Annotated in this window: 25 protein-coding genes; 15 read left to right on the plus strand and 10 right to left on the minus strand. The window is 30.3% G+C overall.

The window, feature by feature from the left end:
* Position 1 precedes the first annotated feature (1 nt).
* The gene (locus DK508_RS11915; RefSeq protein WP_109300982.1) at positions 2 to 2,353 is read left to right on the plus strand and encodes an outer membrane beta-barrel family protein; all 2,352 of its coding nucleotides are present in this window, start codon (positions 2 to 4) and stop codon (positions 2,351 to 2,353) included.
* On the plus strand, positions 2,328 to 3,176 hold the full coding sequence (locus DK508_RS11920) for a DUF6503 family protein (protein ID WP_160114672.1): 849 nt from the start codon (positions 2,328 to 2,330) through the stop codon (positions 3,174 to 3,176). Before DK508_RS11915 ends, DK508_RS11920 begins: the two co-directional genes overlap by 26 nt.
* A gap of 32 nt (positions 3,177 to 3,208) precedes the next feature.
* Here the strand turns inward: DK508_RS11920 and DK508_RS11925 are convergent, their stop codons facing one another.
* Complete coding sequence (locus DK508_RS11925; RefSeq protein WP_160114673.1) at positions 3,209 to 4,327, minus strand: acyltransferase; 1,119 nt, start codon at positions 4,325 to 4,327, stop codon at positions 3,209 to 3,211.
* A 106-nt stretch (positions 4,328 to 4,433) separates the two neighbouring features.
* Positions 4,434 to 5,312 (minus strand): LytTR family DNA-binding domain-containing protein, encoded by an 879-nt coding sequence (locus DK508_RS11930; RefSeq protein ID WP_109300985.1) that lies wholly within the window; start codon positions 5,310 to 5,312, stop codon positions 4,434 to 4,436.
* 287 nt (positions 5,313 to 5,599) lie between these two features.
* On the opposite strand from DK508_RS11930, the gene DK508_RS11935 reads away from it, so the two are divergent.
* From DK508_RS11935 to DK508_RS11950, 4 genes are read left to right on the plus strand one after another with little or no spacing between them, the layout of a single operon-like run.
* Positions 5,600 to 6,307 carry a hypothetical protein gene (locus tag DK508_RS11935; RefSeq protein ID WP_109300986.1) on the plus strand — a complete coding sequence of 236 codons (708 nt, stop codon included), beginning with the start codon at positions 5,600 to 5,602 and terminating at the stop codon, positions 6,305 to 6,307.
* A complete protein-coding gene (locus DK508_RS11940) occupies positions 6,285 to 7,181 on the plus strand; it encodes a hypothetical protein (protein WP_160114674.1) in 897 nt (298 codons plus the stop codon). Before DK508_RS11935 ends, DK508_RS11940 begins: the two co-directional genes overlap by 23 nt.
* Positions 7,178 to 8,482, plus strand: a complete 1,305-nt coding sequence (locus DK508_RS11945) for a hypothetical protein (protein WP_109300988.1) — start codon at positions 7,178 to 7,180, stop codon at positions 8,480 to 8,482. Before DK508_RS11940 ends, DK508_RS11945 begins: the two co-directional genes overlap by 4 nt.
* Positions 8,472 to 10,250, plus strand: a complete 1,779-nt coding sequence (locus tag DK508_RS11950) for a hypothetical protein (protein WP_109300989.1) — start codon at positions 8,472 to 8,474, stop codon at positions 10,248 to 10,250. Before DK508_RS11945 ends, DK508_RS11950 begins: the two co-directional genes overlap by 11 nt.
* Here DK508_RS11950 and DK508_RS11955 read toward each other — a convergent pair.
* From DK508_RS11955 to DK508_RS11965, 3 genes are all read right to left on the minus strand, one after another.
* Complete coding sequence (locus DK508_RS11955; RefSeq protein WP_109300990.1) at positions 10,237 to 10,953, minus strand: M23 family metallopeptidase; 717 nt, start codon at positions 10,951 to 10,953, stop codon at positions 10,237 to 10,239. The two genes, DK508_RS11950 and DK508_RS11955, sit on opposite strands and share 14 nt — an antisense overlap.
* 6 nt (positions 10,954 to 10,959) lie before the next feature.
* Positions 10,960 to 11,673 (minus strand): hypothetical protein, encoded by a 714-nt coding sequence (locus DK508_RS11960; RefSeq protein ID WP_160114675.1) that lies wholly within the window; start codon positions 11,671 to 11,673, stop codon positions 10,960 to 10,962.
* Between the two features lie 66 nt (positions 11,674 to 11,739).
* The gene (locus DK508_RS11965; protein ID WP_109300992.1) at positions 11,740 to 12,624 is read right to left on the minus strand and encodes a hypothetical protein; all 885 of its coding nucleotides are present in this window, start codon (positions 12,622 to 12,624) and stop codon (positions 11,740 to 11,742) included.
* Positions 12,625 to 12,765: 141 nt separating this feature from the next.
* On the opposite strand from DK508_RS11965, the gene DK508_RS11970 reads away from it, so the two are divergent.
* The 6 genes from DK508_RS11970 (at position 12,766) to DK508_RS21135 (ending at position 19,866) form a co-directional block, all read left to right on the plus strand.
* A complete protein-coding gene (locus DK508_RS11970; RefSeq protein ID WP_109300993.1) occupies positions 12,766 to 13,788 on the plus strand; it encodes a sensor histidine kinase in 1,023 nt (340 codons plus the stop codon).
* A gap of 8 nt (positions 13,789 to 13,796) precedes the next feature.
* On the plus strand, positions 13,797 to 14,471 hold the full coding sequence (locus DK508_RS11975) for a LytTR family DNA-binding domain-containing protein (protein ID WP_109300994.1): 675 nt from the start codon (positions 13,797 to 13,799) through the stop codon (positions 14,469 to 14,471).
* A 270-nt stretch (positions 14,472 to 14,741) separates the two neighbouring features.
* Positions 14,742 to 16,949 carry a T9SS type A sorting domain-containing protein gene (locus DK508_RS11980; protein ID WP_109300995.1) on the plus strand — a complete coding sequence of 736 codons (2,208 nt, stop codon included), beginning with the start codon at positions 14,742 to 14,744 and terminating at the stop codon, positions 16,947 to 16,949.
* Between the two features lie 217 nt (positions 16,950 to 17,166).
* Entirely contained in the window at positions 17,167 to 17,469 is a 303-nt protein-coding gene (locus DK508_RS11985) for a hypothetical protein (RefSeq protein ID WP_109300996.1), read from the plus strand.
* A 163-nt stretch (positions 17,470 to 17,632) separates the two neighbouring features.
* Complete coding sequence (locus DK508_RS11990) at positions 17,633 to 18,901, plus strand: amidohydrolase family protein (RefSeq protein WP_109300997.1); 1,269 nt, start codon at positions 17,633 to 17,635, stop codon at positions 18,899 to 18,901.
* A gap of 452 nt (positions 18,902 to 19,353) precedes the next feature.
* Positions 19,354 to 19,866: a LytTR family transcriptional regulator DNA-binding domain-containing protein gene (locus DK508_RS21135; RefSeq protein WP_160114676.1), complete on the plus strand. Its 513-nt coding sequence runs from the start codon at positions 19,354 to 19,356 to the stop codon at positions 19,864 to 19,866.
* Between the two features lie 59 nt (positions 19,867 to 19,925).
* Here DK508_RS21135 and DK508_RS12000 read toward each other — a convergent pair whose 3' ends face one another.
* On the minus strand, positions 19,926 to 20,816 hold the full coding sequence (locus DK508_RS12000) for a LysR family transcriptional regulator (RefSeq protein WP_109300999.1): 891 nt from the start codon (positions 20,814 to 20,816) through the stop codon (positions 19,926 to 19,928).
* A 202-nt stretch (positions 20,817 to 21,018) separates the two neighbouring features.
* On the opposite strand from DK508_RS12000, the gene DK508_RS12005 reads away from it, so the two are divergent.
* Positions 21,019 to 21,735, plus strand: coding sequence for an aspartate/glutamate racemase family protein (locus tag DK508_RS12005; RefSeq protein ID WP_109301332.1), 717 nt, complete (start codon positions 21,019 to 21,021; stop codon positions 21,733 to 21,735).
* A 10-nt stretch (positions 21,736 to 21,745) separates the two neighbouring features.
* Positions 21,746 to 22,600, plus strand: coding sequence for a LamG-like jellyroll fold domain-containing protein (locus DK508_RS12010; protein ID WP_109301000.1), 855 nt, complete (start codon positions 21,746 to 21,748; stop codon positions 22,598 to 22,600).
* Between the two features lie 155 nt (positions 22,601 to 22,755).
* Here the strand turns inward: DK508_RS12010 and DK508_RS12015 are convergent, their stop codons facing one another.
* The 4 genes from DK508_RS12015 to DK508_RS12030 all read right to left on the minus strand — a co-directional run bounded on the left by DK508_RS12015 (position 22,756) and on the right by DK508_RS12030 (position 25,479).
* Positions 22,756 to 23,199: a GNAT family N-acetyltransferase gene (locus tag DK508_RS12015; RefSeq protein ID WP_200831868.1), complete on the minus strand. Its 444-nt coding sequence runs from the start codon at positions 23,197 to 23,199 to the stop codon at positions 22,756 to 22,758.
* The gene (locus DK508_RS12020) at positions 23,200 to 23,982 is read right to left on the minus strand and encodes a hypothetical protein (protein ID WP_109301001.1); all 783 of its coding nucleotides are present in this window, start codon (positions 23,980 to 23,982) and stop codon (positions 23,200 to 23,202) included.
* A 64-nt stretch (positions 23,983 to 24,046) separates the two neighbouring features.
* Complete coding sequence (locus DK508_RS12025) at positions 24,047 to 24,733, minus strand: LytTR family DNA-binding domain-containing protein (RefSeq protein WP_109301002.1); 687 nt, start codon at positions 24,731 to 24,733, stop codon at positions 24,047 to 24,049.
* Complete coding sequence (locus tag DK508_RS12030; protein WP_235016393.1) at positions 24,730 to 25,479, minus strand: sensor histidine kinase; 750 nt, start codon at positions 25,477 to 25,479, stop codon at positions 24,730 to 24,732. Before DK508_RS12030 ends, DK508_RS12025 begins: the two co-directional genes overlap by 4 nt.
* A 247-nt stretch (positions 25,480 to 25,726) precedes the next feature.
* On the opposite strand from DK508_RS12030, the gene DK508_RS12035 reads away from it, so the two are divergent.
* The gene (locus tag DK508_RS12035) at positions 25,727 to 26,599 is read left to right on the plus strand and encodes an ABC transporter ATP-binding protein (RefSeq protein ID WP_109301004.1); all 873 of its coding nucleotides are present in this window, start codon (positions 25,727 to 25,729) and stop codon (positions 26,597 to 26,599) included.
* Positions 26,600 to 26,602 lie beyond the last annotated feature (3 nt).

Here is a 26,602-nt window from a genome sequence, read left to right on the forward strand (position 1 = left end):
CATGAAAAATGTTACATTGATTTTATGGAGCTTCTTTTGTGTATTACAGTTAAGTGCTCAAACAGGAGCTGTAAAAGGAAAAATAATAGATGGAAATACGAAACAAACATTACCTTATGTAAATGTGATCATCAAATCTGGAGAAAATATCACTACAGGGGGCATTACAAATGATAACGGTGGTTTTTCAATCAAAAAAATCCCCTATGGAAATTATACAGTTAATATCCAGTACATTGGATATGAAACCAAAGAAATGGCAGTTGTATTATCTGCTAATAACAAAGCCATAAACATAGGTAATATTGCTATTGTAGAAGATGTTTTATCGCTCGATACCGTAGAAATTACTGCAGAACGCTCAACCATTGAACAAAAAATTGACAGAAAAGTAATTAACGTAGGTAAGGATTTGACCACAACTGGCGCATCGGCTAGTGATATTATGGGTAATATTCCCTCTGTTACTATTAATCAAGATGGTGATATATCCTTACGAGGAAATGATAATGTTCGCATTCTTGTTGATGGAAAACCCACTAGTCTTACGCCAAGAGATTTATTACAGCAAATACCAAGTACTTCCATTAAAACCATAGAGTTAGTCACTAATCCTTCGGCAAAATATAATCCAGAAGGAATGAGCGGTATTATTAATATTACTTTAAAAAAGAATACCAATCTAGGTTTTAATGGAGCTGTAAATCTTGGTTTTACCTATGGTGAACGAGATCGTTATAATAATTCGCTAAATCTAAATTATGGCAATAAGAAACTTAATCTTTATGGGAGTTATGGTAATCGTTTCGGAGATCAAATATCCCGAGGTACAGTAACTCGTACAGTCGAGCAAACCAATCAGTTAACCAAAAATATTAATAATCAAACATCACATCTAATTAAAATGGGTTTTGATTATTTTATTAATAGCAGAAATACCTTTTCTGTATATACTAATCAAAATATATCCAAGCGTTTATCTGATGGTAAAAAAACAATCAGTTTTTTTACAAATCCAGGATTCAATTTTGAACAGTTAGATGATTTACAAACGGATAATCTTAATTCTACCTATAATTTTGACTATAAGCATACCTTTTCTGAAAATCATGCTATCGAATTAGAAGTTGACCTTAACCGATTAACAAACAAAACTAATAACGACTTTACATTTCTTGCAAATGCACCTACGGATGATTACGAAGAATTTATAGATGATGATCGAACGAATACGATTCTAAATTTGGATTATGAAAATCCCATTTCTAAAAATTCTACCTTAGAATTAGGCATAGAAGCCCGTATGAACAAAGTGGATAACACTTATACAACAAGCCGAATAGATTTTAGAAATTCTAATTTCTCTTTTGACAGAGATATTTATTCATTCTACACCACTTTTAGTCAAAAATGGAATAAATGGCAGTATAATATAGGAATCAGGTTAGAAAATTATGAAACTGATAATCAGTTTACAGAAATAGGGGGTGAGCGCAACACTTTTGATGATCAACAATTTAATATATATCCGTCCGGGTTCTTAAAATATACTCCAGATGAAAGTGCCAAAAACAGCTATATCCTAAGTTTTAGTAGACGGGTAGATAGACCTTCGTTAAACCAAATAAATCCTATTCGAAGAATTAGTACACCTCAAATTATCATTACTGGAAATACTAATTTATTACCACAGTTTACTAACTCTATTGAGTTAAATTATAATAGAACACTTGATAAAGGAAATATAACCTTTGGGGGTTTTTATAGAAGAATTAATGATGAGATTAATAGAAGAGGCTTTTTTGATGATGAAAATCCAACAGTATTAATCCTTGATTACGACAATTTTGATACTACCAATGCTTTGGGTCTCGAGTTATCGCTTAACTATAAAATCAATGATTGGTGGCGTTTTAACGGAAGCATTGATGCGTATTCAAGAAATCAAGAAGGGATTATCGAAAACAATAGAGTACAGGTAGATAATACTCTTTTTAATGTGAAACTAAGTAATAATTTTAAGGCTACAAAAGCACTTACATTTCAATTATTCACACTGTATACCGGTAAGCAACGTGTATTACAGTATGAATTGAAAGAAAACTTTTTTATGAATATTGGTGCTCGCTATAGTTTTGCAAAAGGAAAAGGAAGTATTAACCTCAATTTCAATGATATCTTTAAAACTCAACGTTTCGCTTTTAATGCGTTTAGAACTATTATACAGGAAGGAGAGTATAAAAGGGATAGTCAGTCGGTATTTTTGGGATTATCCTATCGATTTGGAATAAAAAACAAAAAAGCAAAACGTAAAAAACGGGATGCTAATGAAAAAGCTGATAAATTTTTATAATAATACAATGTTAGAAATAATGAAAAAAATAACTTTTTATATTACTATAGTCTTGGGTATAAACTCAGTGATAGCACAACAAATAGACACAAAAAATAGCCCCGTAGCAAAAGGATTAATCCATAAAGTAGTTGCAAAAACTGGAAATTATGATTTGCTTAAAAAACTAAAAGATGTAGCATTCGAATATACTTTTTATAGTACAAAAACCAATAAAAAAGATGTATCTACCGAACGTTATATTTTCGACGGAGAAGTATCTTGGGGGAATTATAAAACCCACCAATATTTTGTATTTCCGAATACAACCGAAACTGTAACTCAATTTTATGATGGTAGTACGCAAACCAATGTTACACTTGGAGATAAAAATATAACAGATCTAAAGGTATTAAAAAGTGCTAATTTTTTACGTAAAGCTAATTTTTATTGGTTTACGATGATGCCTAAATTATTGGATCAAGGAATTGTATACGAGTTATTACCCAATAGAACGCACAACCGAATAAACTATAAAATTGTAAAAATAGGATTTAACAAAGGAGTAGGCGAGGTTCAGGATGAATTTATCCTATACATTAATCCAAAAACCTTTCTTATAGATAGATTTCTATTTACAGTAAAAGGGTTTATTCCCGGAGTATTACTTATGGAGGCAGAGTACAAAACTGTTAACGGCTATACATTTATGGCCAAGCGTAAAGTAATTTCTGGCGCCCAATGGGATGGTAGTATTACGGGCGATGTGTTGTTTGAGCAAACTTCAACAAATGTGAAATTCACTAATGGTTTCACAAAAGAAATACTAAGTAATATACAATAGTTTAGAGAATATTTAATACCCAAAAACGGTGCTTATGTATGATCTTTCTTTTTCATCCCAAATAAGAATCTGGGGATTTTAAAAGGGTAAATTACCAATTTATAAATGATTATAATTAACGGAAAAGAAGTTAAAATTAATAGTACAATTTTTGATGAGATACTCATATCTAATTGAATAATATAATACCCAAGTATAATAATAACAGTTTGGTGTAAAATATAAAAAGGGTATATGGCTTCATTACATTTTTGAAGTATTATACTCTTTTTGTTAAACCAAACCTGTCCATACCCAAGTAAAGTAGTTACAAGTGTCCAACTCACTAATGCACATACCAAATACCATATATCCCATCTATTACCCAAAGAAAGATATGGCGAAATGTACTCCCCAGGTAAAAGATAATAACTATAAAACAGGATGAAACTTATAACAAAATAGATGAAATTAAATTTTCTATACCGCTGTAAATAATTCCAAATGTTCTTTGATGAAGTAAATAACATACCCGAAATAAAAAAATAGCTATAATAAAAGGTTGAAGAGAGGTTTGTAATATCTTTTGAGTCGCTTGGATATATTTTTTTCAAAAATATAGTTATAGTAACTAAAGGAATTAACCATAATAATATTCCATATTTTTTAGAAGTAATATGATCAAGAAGATGTATTAGTTTTTCAGACTTAGATGATTTCAAATATAAAATTAATGGAATCAATATAACCGACATAATGAATAAGTTTTCTATAAACCACAAATGATTTGTTTTGAAAAAAGAACCATTAATATATATATCGAGATAAGAAGCATATTTATCTATATGCTCATAATAAGTTTGCGGAGGAATGATAAAAAGAATTCCGAAAATTAGTGGGATGACTAAACGTATACTTCGTTCTTTGAAAAATTGTTGCCAAGTTCTTTTTGAAAATGCAAACATGGTTCCTGTACCGGATATTAAAAATAATAGGGGTAATCTAAATTGTTCAAAAAACACCATTATATCATCAAGTGTTTTGCTGGATGTTGAATTCATTATATGAAAACCATCACCATTAAATGGCATTCCTATATGATGTAGGTACACAGCCAGAATAGCAATTACACGTAACCAATCCAAATCGTATCGTCTTTTTTTTACTGTCAAAATATTTGTTTTTTTGTTTCGTTGGTAAACCTAAAAACAAATTAGTTTGAGAATATATTTTTGTGATCAATGACAAGCAGAAGTGACCAAATACAAAGTATTTTACTTACATACTGGAATAGGTACTATTAAAACTAGTAATATTTGATCTAGAAACGGGAATAGTAATAGCACAGTTCGTTAATGATAATTGATATCCTTGAGCATTCCCCGAAATAGATTCTATAGAATGTAGGTTTACCAAATAGGAGCGATGTACTTTAAATATTTGTGCAAAAGATTTTAATTGTTCTTCGAGCTCCTTAAGGGTAATACGAATTATGATTTTATTAATTCCAGTAGATGAAGACATGAATACTTCTGTATAATTACTTTCTACTTTAGCAAAAAGAAAATCATTAATTTCAAAGTCAAAGTTTTCATTAGATATTGGACTTTTAATAGTGATGGATAGGTTCTTTTTTTTGGATATACTTAGGGATGGTATTTCTTTTAAACGGGACCTATGTTTATTTATAAGCCTTTCTAGATTAAGAGGCAGTATAATGATTAATAGAAGTGATCCTACCAAAAACGTATTGCGAATTTCTTCCCAAAAATATCTAAAAGACCAATTATTTGGATTTATATAAATTAAATCACGGATTAAAAAACCCACTATTCCGATAATTAAAAGAATAATGGATAGATTCAAAATTTCCTTTCCTAATGTCCACATTACATTATTCGCAACATTCTTGTTGATCAGACTAAAATATAAGTAAGCTATAGGAAAAGGAATACAGGCATGAATTAACAAAATGTAGATAGAATTGATTCTATGCTCGGCTACATTAACCTCAAAAGGTTCAAAAAAGAAAGAAAACAAAAAACTAGAAATAGACAAACTCAATAATAACAAAATTAACTTTTGTTGATTATCGTAATAATAGGGGTAGGGTTCATTAAAATACCTCCTGATTTCGGTCAATTTTAATTTCATCATCTTAAAAAGCTAAATTAACTTTTTTAATAGAATTGATTAGGGGTTTTATCAAAGTCTTCTTTTACCAAAGTTGATCAAACACTTCTTAATAGATTTTATAGAAAGTTTTAATAAATCACAACTAGTTAATATTGAGTTAAATAAAACTGAACATTTTATACTTTTTGTAGTTTTAAGGTATACTATTTTTCTATAGTATATCACCCCGTATTATTATATAAAATAAAATGAATGTTGTTTGTTTTTACATCAACAAACAGTATTTATGTGATGAAAATTTAAAAAATATGAGTAAGTATCTTGTAATTTTTATGTTGTGGTCGATTGTAATTCATGGCCAATCTATATTTAAAACTTTAGAACCAGAATCATTACCTCCTAATTGGGAGAGTTGGATTGATAGTACACCTATTTCAGGGTTCAAGAAACAAGGAATACAGTTCGTTTCAAGTCAGAAAAAGATTAATCCGTTAATGGCAAGTGTTTTTCTCCCTAAGAGTATCAGTAAACAGAAAATTTGTTTAAGAATTACTTCCATTGATGGCAGGTACCGAGCTAACTTAATCTATAAAATAGATCAGGCAGAAAATGGGATGTTGAATTTAAGTATACCTACTAAATATCAAGAAAAATTGAAACACTACAAACCTGATGAAGTAGCTTTACTTGCTACTATGGATGTATTATGTGACTCCAATATCGGAAAAAATTTAATTGCCAGTTGGGAAAGAAAAAAGAATTTGAGTGAATTTCAAATAAATTTTAATTCAAGAAAAGATGTTAACCTTCTTGTTGTTGAAAATGGTAGGGTACTTTTAGACAAGCCTTTTGAGGATTTAAATTTAAAAAAAGATAATCCTGTGAGTTTTAATAGAAGTTGTAAAGTGCCTATAAATATAGTTAGCAAGGATTCCAGCATTTTTGTACGTGAAACTTGGGTTAAAGAAAATGGAAAAATACAAATTAAAGAATATGAATTTCCAATCATTTTATAATTCAATACGATTTCCAAATTGGAAAAAAAAAATATTTCCATACGTATTCTTTTCCTTGGCATTACTTCTATTTGGTACTGTTATTTATTTATTCTCAAGATCTAGTTTAGAAACAAGTTATGAGCTAAATGCGATAACTGAAGGCGTTTCAATTAATACAGGTAATAATTCAGAATTGATTTGGTTTTTTGAAAATGCTAAACTTATTAGTAATCAAACCAAGGATTCTTATTTCTCAGGATCGTTGAAGTTTAACGATTCTACTACTATCACAATCAAAAGAGTATCATTAGGTCTTTGTGCTATAAGTATACGAAATACAGTAAATACAAGTGTTGGGACATTGCATTATGATGCTTATAAAAAACGATTAGGTAAGTCAATCCATATTGTACTTGATAGTATTCAATATCGATCCCATCAAGGTTCAACAATTGTATTTCCACTCAACAAGATAAATGGTTTTATTTCTACACCAAGTCCTGTGGCTCAAGAAACAGATATGAATGTTCCAATTTTACGAGAAGGAAAGGTTTCCTTGCTAAATACATCATTTAATAAAAAGACCGTTTATCAGGCTGGAGAATATATTTTACATACTGGCGACCAGTTTAAACTTAAGGAACGAATTAGTCCGTATTATGGTTTTTTAACAATTAACGAAAATCCTTGTATGAATTTAAATTATAAGGTAGCGGGCTCAAAAGGATATATCCAGAGTCCTGGTGGGCTAATACATTCTGCTGAATCCACGTTATTGCATAAACTTCAAAACGATATTTTTTATCAATGGTTATCACTTGTTTTTGGTGTTTTGGTAGTAATTGCCTCTTTATTTGGTGCTGTTAATGATGTAAAGGATATGTTTAAATGAATAAAATTGTTTTAACATATCTATTTTCTCTTTGTACTTTAATGCAATTTATTGATGGACAGCAACAGGTATATACCAATACGTATCCACCTTCTCAAGGTTTTTTGATAGGTAATGATAATTTTTTCGAGTATGTGGTTATTCCTGTTGCTAATCGAAATTCAATTATCGGAAAGCAAAGGATAAACATGTCGGGGCCGAAACAGATCTTTGCGGAGATGGAAGAATTCGATGAACATAATAAGTTGGCAATACTTAAATTAAATAAAAAAATACGAGCTAGAAATTTGAATTATGAGGTAAATGACAGCAGTAAAGCAATAACGATAGTATATATTGATAAAAATGGAGAATATGTTTCGCAACATATGAAAGGAGAGGTTATAAATCTCAATCAAGTGCATTTGAAATTAAAAAATGATATAGAAATTGATAGTATTCCACTTGGTAGCGTAGTTTATAATCGAGGAAGTTTAATCGGGGTTATTAATGCAATATATCCAATAAAAAATGAATTAAACTTGATTGAGATATCTCAATTTAATAAAACTATTTCCGATTTTCTTGAAGAAAAAAAACCTAATGAACTAGTTATAAATTATAATACAATAGATACTAGTTTAAAATTATCCTTAAAGACGAAACATAAAGGAGTAAGTATATATTTTGGTGGAATTAAAAAACACTTAGATGTAATAAAAACTATACGTTATGGGTTTGATCGAAATGATTTAGCAATTCGACTTAATCCAAATTTTATTAAAAACAAAACAAATTATTTCTTTCCAACACCGAAAAATTCTAAGATCTATTTTCAAGTAGAAACGATTGATGGTCATAAAGGAAGTATAATAGGTATAAACACTATATCTTCGATTTCCAAAATAAGGGTAACAGATTTAAATATAGCATATAACCTCTTATTTAAATGCACTAAGGTTAACTCTCAAATTCAAGCTCAGCGTATACGTAATAACATCATTAGGAGGGATATTATGTCTAAAGTACCGTGTGTTGTATGTCAGTCAGTAAATTCCTGGAACTCTAGAGAGCTCTCTAATACTGATTATACACCAATAGAACTACAAAACTTGTTACGTCAGATAAAAAAAATAAAGTATAAACCGAATGACGCAGAAGAATACGTTGTTAGTGAGGTTTTTTTTCAAAACCATAAAAGCGATAATGCATTTTGGTATACAAATTTAGATAAGAATACAAAAAAGGTATTGTTTGAACTTTTATTAGAGGACCTTACGAATACTCCGCTTTTTTTAGAATATGTCAACAATGGATATTGAAATTAAAAAATACACACCGTTTTTTAATCTTTTTGACAGGATTATTACAACAACTTTTATAATTGCTTTTTTACATAATACAAACTGCTATTCTCAAAAAACCGTATATGTAAATTCGATAGAAATAGGACAGGGTTTATTGCGAAAAAGAACATTTGATTCTTCAAAGTTTTATCACCTTTTAAATACCGAGAACTATCTTATTTTGCCATATCATGTAATGGGTCAGAAGTCTGCTTCAAAAGCACAAGTTACAAGTCAAGAAGGTTTAGTTTCTGCGGGTAAGTTAATCAAGTCTTACCCACAGTATGATGTTGCAATATTAGCCCTACAAGGCGATGAAATCAAGGCAGCCTCCTGGAAGAGTTCTAGAGAAATTCAAGAACATTTAACAATTGATACTCATGGAACAATTGAAACTGTAAACGTTAGAGGCTCGGTAGATATTGTAGATGTTAGAATCACAAAGATTGTTGGGAGTGAGTATATATATATTCTTCCTGTAGATAGTGATGATTCTTTTACTAGCGGAATGAGTGGTTCCTTACTAAAAATTAATGGAATAAGTAGTGGAATGTTATTAGAGACCAATTCTACTAGTGGAGAAGGTAAAGTAATACGATTAGACTTTATGGAAACTTTGGTTGCTCCTTTCTTTAGGTTTTATCAAAACAAGGAATTCCATCAGGAAGAACTATCAAAGAAATTACGAGAGCTACAGGGTGATATTAGGTATGCATATACAGAGGGGTATATTATTCTAAGAGAACCCTTTCAAGAAAAACTTTTTTACCTATCTAGGTACGTGAAAAGTATAAGTTTTGGTGAAAAATATAGTACTCCAGAGTTTAAAATTCAGATTACAGATTTAATAGATCATTATTTTAACAATATCGGTTCTGAATTAAAAATCCCTTACGGAAAAGGTTCTTCAAATTTTTCTGTATGGTTTGAATTAAAGGATAATACATATACAAGTCCGGTAGAAGTAAATCTATTTTCATCCAGAAACAGCATTAATAAAGATTTAATAATAAGCTCAACAAGCGAAGATTTGAGTGCGCCAACGATCTATGTTGATTACAAATACAAGGCTCGTTTTAATACGATACCAGGAACTATCGAAACAATTGTTTTTTTTGATGATTTAGAAGGAAACAATTATTCTTTACCCACTAATAAAATTTTTGAGATTTTTAACGTAGAAGTACCCAAAGGATCGAATAAATTAACTTTGAAGTTTATAATGGAAGATAACTCTATAAAGCGGTACGATTACAAAATCATGGATTGGGAATATTATAAATTATTGGATTCTAAAAATACCATAATCGATTATGTAGACAGAAAAAAAATGCCCCTAATTTTATGTCAATGCGCTCAAAACGAGGAATCTCTTGGGAATATGGGCAATCTAAAATATGTTTTACGAAAAAAAATTAAACATTTCCCAGTAACCTACTGTTATGATATTTTGTCTTACAAAAACAATCGCTTTACTAATACTACAATTAAATATACCAATTGGAATGCAATTAAGAGAATTCGTCTTAAAGGTAATAACCCTATATTCAATGTATTGATCGATATCAATACAGCCAAAGCGCAGGAAAATCTTTCATATAATAACCTTTATAAAGAAACCTTTAAAGCATTTCGTGTGTTTTTTAAAATTTTAGATAAAAATCCCAAAAACCTTATGATGACACTTGAGTTTTTTGATGGCACATATAGTAAGATCTTACCGATTGACATCAAAAAGCTGTAGATATAACCTTCTTCACTTTCTGATTTCTTATAGGCTCACCTCTTTCTACAAATACATCGTCTTCATAATAATTCAAAAATTGAGCGGGAAGTCCCAACCCTTTATTTAAAGGTTCTGATGTTTCTTGTAAATGATAATGTAGATGTGGTTCGGTAGAAGCACCACTATTACCAGCTTGCCCAATTTCCTGACCTTTAATGACAGTATCTCCAACAGCAACGATTATTGATCCTTTTTTTAAATGTGCTAGTATCGATGTTTCACCATTTAAGTGATCGATAATAATATAATTACCAACCTGAGTACGATTCACAATACCGGGTTGATTGTCTTCAACAGTATTTTCAATGGCTACTACTTTTCCATTACCTGGTGAGTTTAAACGTTTTCCAAAACAATAATAATCTTCATTTTTACTGCCATCTCCTGCATAGCTTTTTCGGTTTTGTACAATCAACATATCATAAGCATACCTTTCTCTACGAGAAACAAAATGATGAGCGCCTGCACTATGTGTTCTTCCTGCATTTACAGCATACCATTCTTCTTCAAAAGGTAATTCTAGATCCGTAATTGTTTGATAGTTTAGATAAATGTCTTCATCTAGTGTGCCTTCATCTCCAATTAAAGTATCCGTACAAGATATTAGTAATAAGATCAAAGTGATACATAAAGTATATAATAACAGCTTAATAGATTTCATAATGGATTAAAATTTAAAGTTAATACCAAGATTAATTTGATGTTGCAGCTCTCTGTATGCATTAAAAATTTGAAGCTTATCATAATTTAAATTATAGCTTACTTTTAGATCAAAGTGATTAGAGAGATTGTATTTGTATTCTGTTGTCCATAAAACACTTTGGTACTTGCTTATGGAATAAAAGTTTTCTTCAAATGTGGAGGTTCTCCATAGTATAAATGGGATTGTTATTTTGGAAGAAAGTGATTGTTTGTTATTTATTTGATACACAAATCGCCCTGCAACGCCAAGTTTTTGTTGAAAATCGTATTGTTTCCAATCAAAATAAGAAGAGACATTGGTTTGTGTCTGTAGACCCACATGTACTTTGACTTTATCATTTTTATAAACTTGTTTTAATGAGCTTATATTTAGAATTATTTTAGAATATTGAGGGTTAGGCTCTGGAATTATATTGGTTTCTAATTCTGAATTTAGATAATCCAACTGTACCTCAAACAGCTTTTCTCTTTTGGTCATGCGAGTATATCTAAATTGATAGTTGATTGCATTATAGTCATAGCGCCTTACCGGAGCAAAAGCTAAATTTTTAAGGTAACCAAAAGTGAAACCTGTAGAGAATTCTAAAGTATTCTTTTTGGGTTCGTTTTCTACCTGAGAAAAAACTGTTGTTATTGAAAATGTAAAGGCCGAAAACAAATAGAAGATTTTTTTGCACATAAATATTTGAAATAATCGAATTAGAAATACGTGTTAGTTTTTCTAGTTATAGTTTATCAAAAGTGTTTATTCTATTCCGAATATATCTTTTAATAGACCTGCACCTAGCGATATTGCATCATCATGACTGCCGCCATCAGATAGGATTACATTTGCACCTTTATCATTTAAAAATTGAATTTCTTGAGTAGAAAGCGGTCCGGCTGCTTCATCTCTGTTGCCATGCACATAAGTTACTTTTGAAAGACTTAAAGCACTATCTAGTTTATCTGTATACCGATTGAACGCTAATCCGGCAATTAATCTACCCATGTTTCTTTCTTCTACAGTATCAAAATCGGGGTTATTTTCTAACTCAACAGTGTAATTGCCATCATTGTCATAAATGTGAATTGGGAATTCCCCTTCGCTAAGGGCTTGCCAGGCGTCACTATCAGCATTAAGTCGATTACCTAGTATAAGATAACCATCAGCAATATCAATTCCATGAGTAGCAATCAATTCTTGTACAATTAAAGCACCAAATGATACTCCAAGTACGTAAATTGTTTTTCCTTGTTGATTTTTAAAATAATCAACAACACGTTTTATATTAGAGATACTTTGCAAATCGTATTCTTTTGCCTGTTCAAAAGTAATATCTGCACTTGTGAATAGCATTGGAGTTTTTGTTTGTACCTGATGCACCATTACATATAATGCTGATTGTATACCCAGTTCAATTACCGTTTGATTAGAAGTAGTATCGTCATCCAGTTCAATACTGGGCCCAGCTTGTGCATGAATAACTACAATATCTCCCTCTAGATTCCCATAGAATTTGGCAATATCTGATATTTCATCAAATGAATTTGAAGGTTCTGTAACAGTAGTATCATCTTTACTACATGACAAAAGAACAACTAACAGAATGGTGTAAGCGATTAAATGTAAGTGACTTATATTTTTCATGTGATTTTGTTTTAAGGCAAAAAAACAGAAATAGAGGCTTCAAAAAATAAATATTTGATAACCGTTACATATTTATTGATCATCGTTGAAGTAACTTATTAAACAAATAAATTATGCTTTCCTTTGTTTAAAATATTTAAAATGAATACCTCTAAAATAGCATTAGTAGCAGTACATGTATTCATCTGGTTATTGAATTATTGGTTTATTGCGATTGTAAGTCAATTTAATTGGAATGGTTTTACCTATGATTCGGGTAGTTTAGCTTATGCCTATGCGTATGGCCTTTTTTTTAATGCCGTTTTATTTTATGTACAAGCCCTTTGGTTAGCACCTAAAATGTACATCCGAAATAAAAAGTTGAAATTTTATCTAATTTCTACAGTCATAATCACTACAATTTCTCTGATTGAGACCTATTTTGATTATATACTCTATAATATTTATAGTATAAATACAGAAGAAGTATTAGGAAGTTTCATTACCAATACTATATTTCATGTACTATATAGTGTAGCTGGTTTTTACTATCTGTTTAAATTAGAGCACAAAAAATCAGAAAAAGTAAAACAAAAACTTCTAGAAGAAACTTATAAAACCGAATTAAAATATCTGAAAGCTCAATTAAACCCTCATTTCTTATTTAACGGTATCAATAGTGTGTATCATTTAATTGGTAAAGATGATGCTTTGGCCAAAGAGACCTTGCTACAATTTTCGGGTTTGTTACGCTATCAACTATATGAAAGCAATACTCATATTTTACTAGAAAAAGAATTAGATTACTTATTAAAATATATCAAAATTGAAGAGACTCGTAGAGGTTCAGACATTCGATTAGATTATGATATCAATTCAGAGAATCCTACAATGAAATTAGCACCTTTGCTGTTAATTCCTTTTATTGAGAATGCCTTTAAACACTGCAGTAATCATATAGATAGTAGTGCGAATATAATCAAGATAAAAATTGAAGAAGCGGGAGGGAAGCTTCATCTAAATGTTACGAACAGTTATGATAAGTTAATTAATGAAAATATAGCAGGGGGAATAGGATTAACCAATGTACGAAAAAGACTATCATTATTATATCCCGATCAACATGATCTAAATATCAAAAAAGACAACGTTAATCATATTGTAAACCTTTCTATTGATTTATAGCGTACAAAATGAAACAACTAAACTGTTTAATTATCGATGACGAACCCATTGCCCGAGAAGGTATTGCAGAATATTGTAAAGAGGTTTCATTTTTACATGTTACTGCACTGTGTAAGAATGTATTGCAAGCCAATCATTATCTGGAAGAAAATCAAATTGATTTAATTTTTTTGGATATCAATATGCCCATTGTTTTAGGTATCGATTGGTTAAAGGAACTAAAAAATTCTCCTTCTGTTATTATGACTACCGCCTATGAAGAATATGCTCTCGAAAGTTTTTCATATAACGTCTTAGATTATTTAGTAAAGCCCATTTCATTTGAACGTTTTTTGCAGGCAGCAAATAAAGTGCATCAATATTACGATGATAACCCTAAGGATAGCGTTCTGTTTGTGAAAAGCGACAAACAGCTTAAAAAGATAACCCTAAAAGATATTCTATTTGTAGAGGCGATGCAAAATTATATCAAGGTAATAACCACAGAAGAGGCTATAATTACGAACATGCCATTAAAAAGTTTTAAAGAACTTTTACCCGAAGAGGATTTTATACAAACTCATAAATCGTATATCGTATCAAAATACAAAGTAGACAAAATTATAAAGAATCAAATTCTTATTAAAAATTATGAAATCCCAATTAGCGTACGCTTAAAAAAATCTGTTTTAAGTAGTCTCTAATAATGTTCTATAAACACCAAATTCTCTTTAAATTTTCTTTTCAAAACCTTCTTATGTCCAAATTGATTAATAACTTTTTATGCGGTTCAATTATGGCAAAGTCGACGAACATGTGTACCCGTCAAAAGTTATAATTATATCGATTTAATAAAATATTGTGTTTGAAATTAATATTAATTTAATAAATCTGTTAAATAAATAAGATTAATTATGTTTCTTTATTTTATTATGCTATCATAATAAAAACTAATTAATCTTAAAATCAACACAATGAAAACTCGACTTAGGCTTACCAAAAGATCTATATGGCTTTTGGCAATTACATGTATTATTACAATTTCTACCTATGCCCAACAGGTCATTAATACAACTTTACAACACGACGGAAGAACAAGGCAATATCGTCTTTACATTCCCCAAAGTTATGATGCTAATAAACCTGCTCCTCTAATTTTAAATTACCATGGTTTTACAAATAACATTAATGTGCAGTATAACCAAAGTAATTTTCAGCAATTGGCAGAGGATAATCAATTTATATTTGTTACTCCTCAAGGTTTAGGTTTTCTTGCAGGATGGGCCATAAATAATAATTTTGGAGGTAACGAAGATGACTTAGGATTCTCTGATGCTTTAATTAATAAAATACAAGAGGATTATAATATTAATGAAAAACGAATTTATGCCACTGGTTTTTCAAACGGCGGTTTTTTTAGTTATAGACTTGCTTGTGAGTTAAGTTCACGAATAGCGGCAGTCGCTTCTGTAGCAGGTAGTATGACAAGAAGATGGATCGACAACAATCAATGTCAACCGCAGCATCCAACGGCTGTATTACAAATAACAGGTACTAATGATAATGTTATTTCTATTAACGGAAACGGAACGAATGAACCCATAAATGATGTTATGGAGTACTGGTCTGCTGTTAATAATGCAGATGCTACACCAGATGTTATTCAATTAGGAGGAGGATCAACACGTTCTATTTGGGATAATGGTGATAATGGTGTAACGGCAGAGTTTATTAGGGTGCAAGGAAAAGCACATAGTTGGGTTGGTGGTAATATCAACACTTCACAAGAAATTTGGGACTTCTTTTCTCGATTTGATATTGATGGAGCAATAGATCCAACAACACCGCCACCACCGCCAGGTGAAATATGTACGGGAGATATAGCTTCTTTTCCGTATAGTCAGAGTTTTGAAAGTAATTTGGGGCAATGGTCACAGTCCACGCTTGATGATTTAAACTGGACAAGAGATTCCGGTGGTACGCCGTCTAATAGTACTGGGCCATCGACTGGAGCAGATGGTAGTTTTTACCTTTATGTAGAGGCTTCTGGTAATAATACTGGTTTTCCTAATAAAAGAGCTATACTTAATTCTCCTTGTGTAGATTTTAGTGCAGTAGACTCACCAAGATTAAATTTTGAGTATCATATGTTTGGTAGTGCAATTAATAGTTTAACCGTCGAGGCGAGAATCAATAATGAAGGTGATTGGACAAGCATATTTATTCAAAATGGTAATCAAGGTAATAACTGGAATGCAGCAGATGTAGATCTAGTTACATATGCAGGTCAATCCAGTGTACAACTGCGATTTAATGTGGTTACAGGTTCTGGCACTAGTGGATGGCAAAGTGATATTGCTATCGATGCTATAACGATCCAAAACGGTACTGTTGATCCTGGTCCTGCATGTGATAATATTAACTTTAATAATTTTACTGTAACCTCTTTCTCTAATCAAGATAATACAGGAGATTTCTCGATAGAAAATGGAGGGGAGGCATTATCCTTATCTAATAACACTTGGAAATATATTGGCCTTGATTACACTGTAACTGCTAATACAGTTATTGAATTTGATTTCAGTAGTACTTCACAAGGAGAAATTCATGCCATAGGATTCGAGAATAATAATACGTTAACATCGTCACGTTATTTTAAAGTGCATGGTACTCAAAATTATGGAGTAACCAATTTTGATAATTATTCATCTGGTACAACTACCTATGTAATCCCTGTAGGGAATTTTTATACAGGAGTTATGGATAGATTGGTGTTTATTAATGATAATGATACAGGATCAGGAAATAATTCGTTATTCTCTAATGTTAGAATTTATGAGGGATCTTGTAATGGATCATTATCTGCCAAAGAAGTGATTGCTCAATTAGATCGTAAATCGGCTTTATTGGGTAATGAAGATGAACAAGGTTTGAATGCTGCTATTATCATGACACCCAATCCAACAGGAGACGAATTCTCTCTTCATATGGGTACAAAAACTACTAAAGCGGCTATCATGAGTATCTATTCATCTTTAGGACAGAAAAAATATGAAACTAGATTAAAATCGGGTATCAATAGTTTTTCTGCCAACAGCTTATCGCTTAGTTCAGGTATTTATATATTAAAAATACAAGTCGATGGTGATGAAGGCGTCATTAAAAAACTAATCGTGAATTAAGAATTATTCGGAATTTACCAAAAGATGCTTCAACTCTAGAGTTAAAGCATCTTTTATTTTAGTTTATGCTATGTAGTACATATTTAACAATAGATGGAGTATGGTATTTCATGAGAAATGAGCATAAAATCTAAACCATATAATTGAAAATTTTTCAACCATGGCTTGATTAACGCTCAATTTACTTTCTTTTAAAATAGTAATTCTCACTATAATTTTGACAAAAACAATAGGGGTTTCGGTAGATTTTGAGAAAATAGAAAAACTTATATGTGTCAATGATTATGATGTAATCATTGACATTTTTGATACCGAAGACATTCATGTAAATATAAAAACTATGGAAGCATGTAAAATAACATATACTTGTAATAAACAAGTAAGTCAAAAATCAAAATTAAATAGAATTCTTATACAAGTCTTTACTAATTATGTAAATGCCATGAGTACATTGCTATTTATCGATAGTGCAAATTGTTGCTCTCGCGAAAGTATCAAAGGCATAATGATCCATAAATAATTATTTGACAAGAGAGCCGTAGATTGGGAAAAAGTAATTTATCTATGAACTGGTTAATCTATGATATTTTACTTTTCACCTATTAGAGTTTTCCACATGGCGATTAATTTTTAGTATTAAACCTATCCATGATTACTTTACTTAAAAAGTAAATCTACTCACAATGAAAAACTATTTTGTATTGATTATATGGTTATGTCTAACTTATTATTGTCATGCTCAACAAAATGAAAGTTCTAAATATGCAAAGAAGAACTCTAATAGTCCAACTACAAAGTTTATACATGGTAATTGGTTTAATGGACAAATTTTTGAAAAGAAAACAGTTTGGATCATAAATGGCTTGATCAGTTTTAGTAACAAGAATAAGAAAACAGATACTATTATAGATTTATCGGGTAAATATGTTATTCCACCATTTGGCGAAGCACATAACCATAATCTTGAAAGTAAATATAAGCTCAACGAGCGAATCAATTCGTATTTAAATCATGGTGTTTATTATGTAAAATTGCTTTCTTCGATTAAAAAGAAAATTGGGCCTTTAATGCATCATTTTAATAAGCCAGATGGTTTAGATATTAGCCTAGCACATGCACCTTTAACAGGCACTGGAGGTCATCCTATAGCACTTCGAAAAAAATTCCTAGAGTATGGTCGTTTTAAAGGCCTGTTTAATTCTGTAGAAGAAATAGAATATCATGGATATGTTATTATTGATGACATTAACGACTTAAACAAAAAATGGGATAAAATATTATCCTTTTCCCCAGATTTCATAAAAATCAACTTGCTTTATTCAGAGGAATATGAACAACGTAAAAACGACACTGCATTTTTTGGAAAAAAGGGATTAAGCCCAAAATTAATTGCTACGATAGTCAAAAAAGCTCATGCGTCAAATTTGAGAGTTAGTGCTCATGTAGCAACGGCTTATGATTTTCATGTTGCGGTTGATGCAAATGTCGACGAGATAGCGCATTTGCCCGAAATACATAACGGTCAACCAATCGCTATAGAAGATGCTCTATTGGCAAAAAAGAAGGATGTTACCGTTGTAACTACAATATCTTTGGTTAAGAAAAACAAGAACAAAGAAAATTATGATCAATTGATCAAAAATGTAAAAAGAAATTTAGAGATGCTTAAAAGAGCAGGAGTAAAACTGGCTATTGGTTCTGATACGTATATAGATAACTCTACCACCGAATTTAATTTTTTATATGAATTAGATATATTTACTAATCTTGAGTTGCTTAAAATGTGGACAGAGCATACCGCAGTGACTATTTTTCCTAATCGTAAGATCGGAAAACTAAAGGAAGGTTATGAAGGTAGTTTTTTGGTAGTTGATAAAGACCCAATTCTTGATATTTCTAATATCCATAAAGAAATACTTCTTAGAATGAAAGAAGGGGTACTGTTAAAATGAGGTTTTTTAAGGGATGTAAGGACAATAAATTTGAATGAAATGAATGATAAGTATTCATTTATATTTAACTTAAGCAAATGAATTTTAACCCAAATAAAGTTTCTAAACATATTATATTTTGGCTTCTATTTCTTCTTTTATGGAGTGTACATGATCTTAATTATAATGTAGATATTTTCGAAAATTTAAGGACTAATATATTTCCTTTCTTTTCCTATGCAATTTTGGTTTACATAAATTTATATGTATTAATTCCAAGATTGTTATTAAAAAAAAGAATTACTAGTTATATAGTGTTGCTAATCTTAGGTATCATAATAATTACCATGATTACATCGTTTTACCTTTCTTTTTATTTCGAAAACATAAATGTCTCCACATCAAATTTTTTTAGTTCTACACGAGGAAAAATTGCCATCATTACCGAGGTTATAATATCCTTATGCCTATCAATGACATTATTTTTAATTGATGAATGGTATAAAAAAGATCAACTCATTAAAGATATGGAGCAGAAAGAAATAGTATCAGAATCTGTCGAATTAAACAATCAAATGAATCCACATTTTCTATTTAATTCATTAAATAATATTTTTATAAAATTAGATAATGAGAAAGGTAATGAAGATAACCAAAGTCATATTTTTATTAAATCTAATGGCATGATTATTAAAGTTTTTATTGATGATATTACATTTTTGGAGACGGCGAATGATTATGTTTATATTAATACAATCCATAAAGACAGACATCTTACTTTGGTCTCCTTAAAACACATGGAACAGGAGTTGCCAAAAGAAAAATTTATGAGAGTGCATAGATATTATCTAATTAGTATCAACCATGTGAGAAAACTCGAAGGAAATTTAATATACATAGGAAATACTAAAATCAAAATAAGCAGAACGCTACGTAATCAAGTGTATACATCCATAATTGGCAATAAACTAATAGAACGTAAGTAGTTATCGCTTTTTAGTAACGTAACGAAGTAGGAACGAAACATAATTACGTGTAGAATGGATTATGGTTCCAGAAAATATTCTTCAAAACTAGAAATGAAATCGTGTATATATTTTTTATTGCGATGTTTCTTTTTTACGACCAAGTAATGTTTTCGTTGTAATCCGTTCTTTCCTATACGTTTAAATAGTAACTCTTTGGATAATTTAAAAGGAGTTAATTGCCATTTTGGAGCGCACATAATCCCCATGTTGGCTTGGATCATTGATAATGTAATTTCGGTAAAGGGAATTGCAGAAATTTTAATGGGATGTATTTTATGAGGCCTTAGAAAATGTTCATAAACAGCTACACCTTCTAGTGGAAAAGAATTGATTAACAAATGTACATTTTCAAAATGACTGGCTTCCAGATACTCTAGATCACGTAATTGATGTTCTTTATGAATAATAGCAAAAATTTCATCTTTAAAAACAGGAATACTAGAAAGTTCATCAGATTCAGGTTTTGATGTCACAATGGCAATGTCTATATCTTCAGATAACACTTGTGATATGGTTTGATGTGTTGCCCCTAGGGTTATATCTATATCAATTTCTGGATATAGAATTCCCATTTTTTGAATAAACGATGGTATGGAATGAAAAAATGATTGACATTCGGCACTCAACCTAATAGCACCTTTAGAGCCCTCTGTAATATGTTTTATGGCACTAAAACCTTCATCTATAGAATCGAACAGTGTATTAGCCAATTTATATAGCTCTGTACCTTCTTGGGTTAATTCCCATTTATTTCTTGTTCTATGGAAGACTTTAAAACCCAACCGCTCTTCTAACTCTCGTAATTGATGACTTAAAGCCGACTGTGTTAAAAAGAGTTTTTCGGTAGCATTAGCGATACTGCCTTCTTCTGCTATCGTTTTTATTAATCTGAAATATTTCAGTTCCATAATTACAAAGATAAGTTACTTACAAATAGGTTGTAGTTGAAATAATTTCAAGTATAGTTTTATTTATATCAATTTCGAAACTATTCAAGCATTGCTATTCATCATAGATTTGTCAAAACAAAAATTATATCGAACGTGGCCAAAATATTCAAATAACCTGTTAGGTGGACAACTAAGATATATAACTAAAAATACTGTGAATATGAAAACAATAGGGTTGATAGGAGGGATGAGTTGGGAATCATCAAAACTGTATTATGAGTTTTTAAATATTAAAGCAAAAGAAATATTAGGAGGTTCACATTCTGCTACATGTATTATGGTTTCGGTGGATTTTGCTGATATTGAACGATTAACTTTTAAAGGAGATTGGGATGGTATAGGAAAACTTATGAAACAAGCCGCACAACAGCTAGAAAGGGCAGGGGCAGATATCATTTTACTTTGCACAAATACGATACATCTGGTAAGTCATTATATCTCTGAAAATGTAAATATTCCTTTTTTACATATTGCTACAACTACCGGTCAATCTATCCAAAAGTTAGGTTTGAAAAAAATAGCATTATTAGGAACCAAATTTACTATGGAAAAGGATTTTTACACCAAGACATTGGTGAATGATTTTGGGCTTGAAATTTTGACCCCCGATCTTAATCAAAGACAGGTTATTCATGATATTATCTACGATGAATTGGTAAAAGGGCAATTTACAAATGCATCAAAGCAAAGAATTATTGAAATCATAAAAGAACTGCAAAGTCAAGGGGCACAAGGGGCTATTTTAGGATGTACAGAATTGCCTATTCTAATTTCAAAATCAGACGTAGATATCCCATTATTTGATACAGGAAAAATTCATGCACATGCAGCTCTTGAAATGAGTATGATAACTGAAACTATACATTTTAATCTTTAATCGAAACATCATGAAAATAAATAAGTTTTTATCTATATCCAGAGTACTCTTTTTTCTCATTACATATATTTCTTTTTCGCAAAACACACAATTAAAAGATCATGTACTTTTTTATAGTTCATTCGATGGTAAACTAGCTGCCAATGTCGCTACCGGTGATGCAATGATATATACAGCGGATAATTATAAAAAAGCAGATGATGCCAAACCAGGTATACACAACCCTGATGTGATTTTAGCAAAAAACAAAGGGATTATCGGCGACGCACTTCATTTTACGGATAAAAATACATCAGCTATTTTTTACAAAGCTTTTAAAAATATAGGATATAGTAGGGATTCATGGAGTGGTACTGTTTCATTTTGGTTGCAATTAGATTCCAACAAAGACTTAGCTCCAGGGTATTGCGATCCAATATGTATTACAGATGTAAGATATAACGATGCGGCTTTATGGGTAGACTTCACAGACGACAATCCAAGAGAGTTTAGGTTAGGCGCTATGGGGGACTTAAAAGTTTGGAATCCAGAAAACAAAAATGATGAGACTAAGTGGAAAAAACGTACTGTTACTGTAACACGTCCTCCATTTAAGAAAGGAGAATGGACACACGTAGTCATTACGTTTTCAAAAGTAAATACCTCAAAATCTACATTTAAATTATATCTAAATGGGAAATTTACAGGTGTCATAAAAGATGTTAATGACCCTTTTACATGGGAAGCAGAAAATGGAAAAATCATGTTAGGTTTAGGTTATATCGGATTGATGGATGAGCTTACTATTTTTGATAAACCACTGGACTCTAAAGAAGTTAAATCTGTTTTTGAACTAAAAAATAGTATAAAAACATTATTTGAATAGAAATTAAGAACTAATTGATAAATACCATGATTAGTTAAATCTGCGGATATGATTGATTGGGAAACATTATAACTTATATGTTCAACTTTCTAGGACACGAAGGACTGATACTAACCGCTTTTTAATAGTTATTCTGGTTTCGTTCATTATTGATATTATTTTAATACCATATGTAAAATAGGATATGGTTTCTCAGAAGCATCCAATTCAGAACGGCTAATTATTTCAAAACCAAAATGTTTGTAGAATCCAACGGCTTGTTCGTTTTGTTCATTAACATCAACTTTAGAGACACTTAATTCTTTAATTGAATAATTAAGTAATTCTTTTCCAATGCTTTGGCCTCTATTTTCAGGATGTATAAATAGCATCTCAAGATTCTGGTTGGCAACTCCTAAAAACCCTAAAATCCTATTATCACCGTCTTTGGCGCTTCGTAATTCAACAGCATCTAAGTAGGTGTTTAAAATCAAAGGTTTGTAGTACGTAATATCTTCCTCTTTTAAAAAATCATGAGTAGCTCTAACTGAAGCTTCCCAAACTTTTAACACCTCTAAGTATTCATCTTTATGTATTGTATCTATAAAAATATTCTTCATTTATTTACTTTTAAGTGAATCTATTTTAGTTTTAATGCTAATTATTTCTTCAGGAATCCAATCAAAAGACTTATCCAATTCATAAGCTTTTTGCTTTAGTTCTAATGCTTCATTATATTTCCCTAGCTGTAGCATTAAATCCGCTTTAGAATCATAAGGGTTTCCATTGTCTGGCTCACATCTTATAAAATTATCAAAAGCGTCTAATGCATTACCCCATTCATTATTGTTGATATATGCATATCCAAGAATATTATACCCCGAACCGTAATTTTTATCTAGTTCCACAGATTTTTTTCCTGCTTTAATTGCTAAGCTAGGATTCTTTTTAAAGAGTAAAAAACTAATAGTATGATGAAGAAATTTATCACCAGAACATATTTTGGCCAATTCAAATAACTTCTTTTCATTTGCATCATTTGAATTATTTAATCTAAATTCTGTAGCATCAACTAACATTTGTTCTTCTTTAGAAACTAAGTGTTTATGTTTCTTAGCAAGCTCATGATTCAACCTTTTTATAGAATCATTAGTAGAATATATAGATATATAATTATACATTCTAACAAAGGAGCTATCTAATTCAATAGCCTTTTTATAATATTTTTCGGGATTATTATTTAGTCCATTTTGAACTAAAAATCGTGCTTTTTTAAAATTTTCCTTTGCTTCTAGAGAGAATGTAGTAATCGGAATAGTATTTAAGGGAGTCTCTTTTTTTGTTATTTGATTCCTTTTACAAGATGTTATTAGTGTTAAAAATAATAAGACAGTTAATTTCATAAGTATAGTAATGGCTCGTTAAGTTACCCATCTTATTTAGTGTTATATTTTTGAAACAAAATTATCAAAACAGTTTATTAATATTAGTTTTATAAACTTTACCAATAGGAATAATATATTTTTGAATTGAAATTCTATTTCCTTCAATTTCGTTAATGTGTTTTTTGGCAACTATAAACGATTTATGAACTTGAAAAAACTCATTTTGAGGAAGCAAGTTGATTATATCTGATATTTTTTCTCGAACTTGAATTTCACTATCCTTTAAAATTATTTTGATATAGTTTCCAGTTGCTTCAACAAACAAAACATCGTTAGTTTTTATTTGAATAAGTTTTTTATTAGAGCGTAAAAACAAACTCCCTTCTTCTTTTTTGACATTGGATATCTCTTTAACTCCTTCATTAATCTGGATTTTATTTATGGCCTTAACAAAACGTTCAAAACTAAAAGGTTTTAGTAAATAATCTATAATATTAAGTTCATAACCTTCTAAAGCATATTCTTGATACGCCGTAGTAACAATTACTTTTGGAGGGTTTTGCAAGGTTTTCAAAAACTCAAACCCTTTGAGTTTTGGCATATTTATATCTAAAAAAATCAAATCGATTTTATCGGTGCGTAAACATTCCATCGCTTCAATAGCATCATAACAATGGTGTGCAAAAGTAAGATTCGGTATAGTGTCACAATATCCTTTTATAATATCGTGTGCAATATGTTCGTCGTCAACAATTATATATTTGATCATACCTTTAGCGTTAATTCTGCTGTATAAATTTCGTTATTTATTGACTTTATTAATTGGTGCTTTTTAGGATATATCAATTCTAATCTTCTCGTTAAATTTTGTAATCCGATACCTTTTTCACTTTTTTCATCGTTATCAAAATTGTTTTCAATTTTTAGAGAGATTTCATTTTCTTTTGATGTAATTAATAGATTTATAAAAGCATTACTTCTTAAGACTTCGACTCCATGTTTAAAAGCATTTTCAACCAAAATAATGAACAGTAATGGCATGATTTTTTGATTTTTATTCTCAACTTCTACTTCGAAGTTAATGGCAATTTTTTTATGATAACGCATTTTATGAAGCTCTATATATGTGCTAATAAAATCTATTTCTTCTTGCAAAGTCACATATTCCTTTTGCCCTTCATAAATACTGTAACGCATCATATCAGACAATTTTAAAATTAGTTTTTTTGCTTTTTCGCTATCCTTGTCAACTAATCCATATAAATTATTAAGCATATTAAAGAAAAAATGTGGATTTACCTGGGACTGTAAATGCATTAATTCTGTTTTAGCTTTTTCGTTTTTTAGGTTGATAATAAATTTGATGTTTACAAATAGCCAATGAAATATGGTTATACAGACGATTATAAAATAGAATAAAATAAATTCTGGAAAACCCTCCAGTTTACCAAAAGTATCATTGAATATGATAATAATTAGACCAATAATAGCAAGCGTTATTCGATAAACACGCATTGTAATTATCTTTTTTCTATTTAGAATTTTAAAATTCATATGTCAATTATACTTAAATAAAGTTTGTGGTACAAATTAGTTGATAAACGACTTAAAACCTCATATAAACATTTGGATAACTATAACAAACATACTTAATAACTTGAAAAAGTATGTGTGTCACAGATTTACTTCTATACATCCCACTTTCTTTTCAGTACTTGAAGTCGTTAGTACGTTTGCCAATATCAATCTTAAAACGAACAGCATGAAACTTATCATTAATGACTTAAGTAAAACGTATGATAATGGTGTTAAAGCATTGCAAAATGTTTCTCTTGAAATTTCTAAAGGAATGTTTGGCTTATTAGGCCCTAACGGTGCGGGAAAATCTACCTTAATGCGAACTATTGCAACATTACAAGATGCAGATAAGGGTATTGTGATGTTAGATGACTTAAATGTACAAAACGATAAACAGTCTATAAGAAAACTTCTTGGTTATTTACCGCAACAATTTGGTGTGTACCCAAAAATGTCAGCCGAAATTTTATTAAATCACCTTGCCGTTTTAAAAGGGATTACTTCTTCAGGAAATCGACAGGAAATCGTTAAAGCCTTACTTCATAAAACAAATTTATATGATGTTAGAAAACAGAACTTAGGTGGATTTTCTGGTGGAATGAAACAACGTTTTGGCATTGCTCAAGCCTTACTTAATAATCCTAAGCTGTTAATTGTAGACGAACCCACAGCCGGTTTAGATCCCAAAGAGCGTAATCGTTTTTATAATTTATTAAGTGAAATTGCTGAAAATACTATCGTGATTTTATCTACACACATCGTAGATGATGTTAAAGAGTTATGCAGTAATATGGCAATTATCAATAGAGGTCAAGTAGTTTTAAAAGGAAAGCCCTTGCAACTTATAGAAGAACTAAAAGGGAAGGTCTATCAAAAAACAATTAAGAGAACAGAATTAGATTTATATAAGAAGAAATATAATGTTATAAATGACAAACTATTTCTTGGTGAACCTATAATTCATATTACTAGCGATGTACCTCCAAATGATGGATTTACCCTCATTGACACGAGTTTAGAAGATGTTTATTTCTCTCAAATTAACAATTTAAATTAGAAA

This window comes from Aquimarina sp. AU474 (assembly GCF_900312815.1).
In the GTDB taxonomy this organism is placed as follows: Bacteria; Bacteroidota; Bacteroidia; order Flavobacteriales; family Flavobacteriaceae; genus Aquimarina.

Bases quoted from the DNA above. Each gene is read 5' to 3' on its own strand.
- DK508_RS12015 (WP_200831868.1), bottom strand. From the start codon at position 23,199: ATGAAGAATATTTTTATAGATACAATACATAAAGATGAATACTTAGAG.
- DK508_RS11970 (WP_109300993.1), top strand. From the start codon at position 12,766: ATGAATACCTCTAAAATAGCATTAGTAGCAGTACATGTATTCATCTGG.
- DK508_RS12005 (WP_109301332.1), top strand. From the start codon at position 21,019: ATGAAAACAATAGGGTTGATAGGAGGGATGAGTTGGGAATCATCAAAA.
- DK508_RS11920 (WP_160114672.1), top strand. From the start codon at position 2,328: ATGAAAAAGCTGATAAATTTTTATAATAATACAATGTTAGAAATAATG.
- DK508_RS12035 (WP_109301004.1), top strand. From the start codon at position 25,727: ATGAAACTTATCATTAATGACTTAAGTAAAACGTATGATAATGGTGTT.
- DK508_RS11930 (WP_109300985.1), bottom strand. From the start codon at position 5,312: ATGATGAAATTAAAATTGACCGAAATCAGGAGGTATTTTAATGAACCC.
- DK508_RS11960 (WP_160114675.1), bottom strand. From the start codon at position 11,673: ATGTGCAAAAAAATCTTCTATTTGTTTTCGGCCTTTACATTTTCAATA.
- DK508_RS21135 (WP_160114676.1), top strand. From the start codon at position 19,354: ATGACATTATTTTTAATTGATGAATGGTATAAAAAAGATCAACTCATT.
- DK508_RS12025 (WP_109301002.1), bottom strand. From the start codon at position 24,733: ATGATCAAATATATAATTGTTGACGACGAACATATTGCACACGATATT.
- DK508_RS12030 (WP_235016393.1), bottom strand. From the start codon at position 25,479: ATGCGTGTTTATCGAATAACGCTTGCTATTATTGGTCTAATTATTATC.
- DK508_RS12020 (WP_109301001.1), bottom strand. From the start codon at position 23,982: ATGAAATTAACTGTCTTATTATTTTTAACACTAATAACATCTTGTAAA.
- DK508_RS11945 (WP_109300988.1), top strand. From the start codon at position 7,178: ATGAATAAAATTGTTTTAACATATCTATTTTCTCTTTGTACTTTAATG.
- DK508_RS11935 (WP_109300986.1), top strand. From the start codon at position 5,600: ATGAGTAAGTATCTTGTAATTTTTATGTTGTGGTCGATTGTAATTCAT.
- DK508_RS11955 (WP_109300990.1), bottom strand. From the start codon at position 10,953: ATGAAATCTATTAAGCTGTTATTATATACTTTATGTATCACTTTGATC.
- DK508_RS11990 (WP_109300997.1), top strand. From the start codon at position 17,633: ATGAAAAACTATTTTGTATTGATTATATGGTTATGTCTAACTTATTAT.
- DK508_RS12000 (WP_109300999.1), bottom strand. From the start codon at position 20,816: ATGGAACTGAAATATTTCAGATTAATAAAAACGATAGCAGAAGAAGGC.
- DK508_RS11975 (WP_109300994.1), top strand. From the start codon at position 13,797: ATGAAACAACTAAACTGTTTAATTATCGATGACGAACCCATTGCCCGA.
- DK508_RS11965 (WP_109300992.1), bottom strand. From the start codon at position 12,624: ATGAAAAATATAAGTCACTTACATTTAATCGCTTACACCATTCTGTTA.
- DK508_RS11915 (WP_109300982.1), top strand. From the start codon at position 2: ATGAAAAATGTTACATTGATTTTATGGAGCTTCTTTTGTGTATTACAG.
- DK508_RS11980 (WP_109300995.1), top strand. From the start codon at position 14,742: ATGAAAACTCGACTTAGGCTTACCAAAAGATCTATATGGCTTTTGGCA.
- DK508_RS11940 (WP_160114674.1), top strand. From the start codon at position 6,285: ATGAATTTCCAATCATTTTATAATTCAATACGATTTCCAAATTGGAAA.
- DK508_RS12010 (WP_109301000.1), top strand. From the start codon at position 21,746: ATGAAAATAAATAAGTTTTTATCTATATCCAGAGTACTCTTTTTTCTC.
- DK508_RS11950 (WP_109300989.1), top strand. From the start codon at position 8,472: ATGGATATTGAAATTAAAAAATACACACCGTTTTTTAATCTTTTTGAC.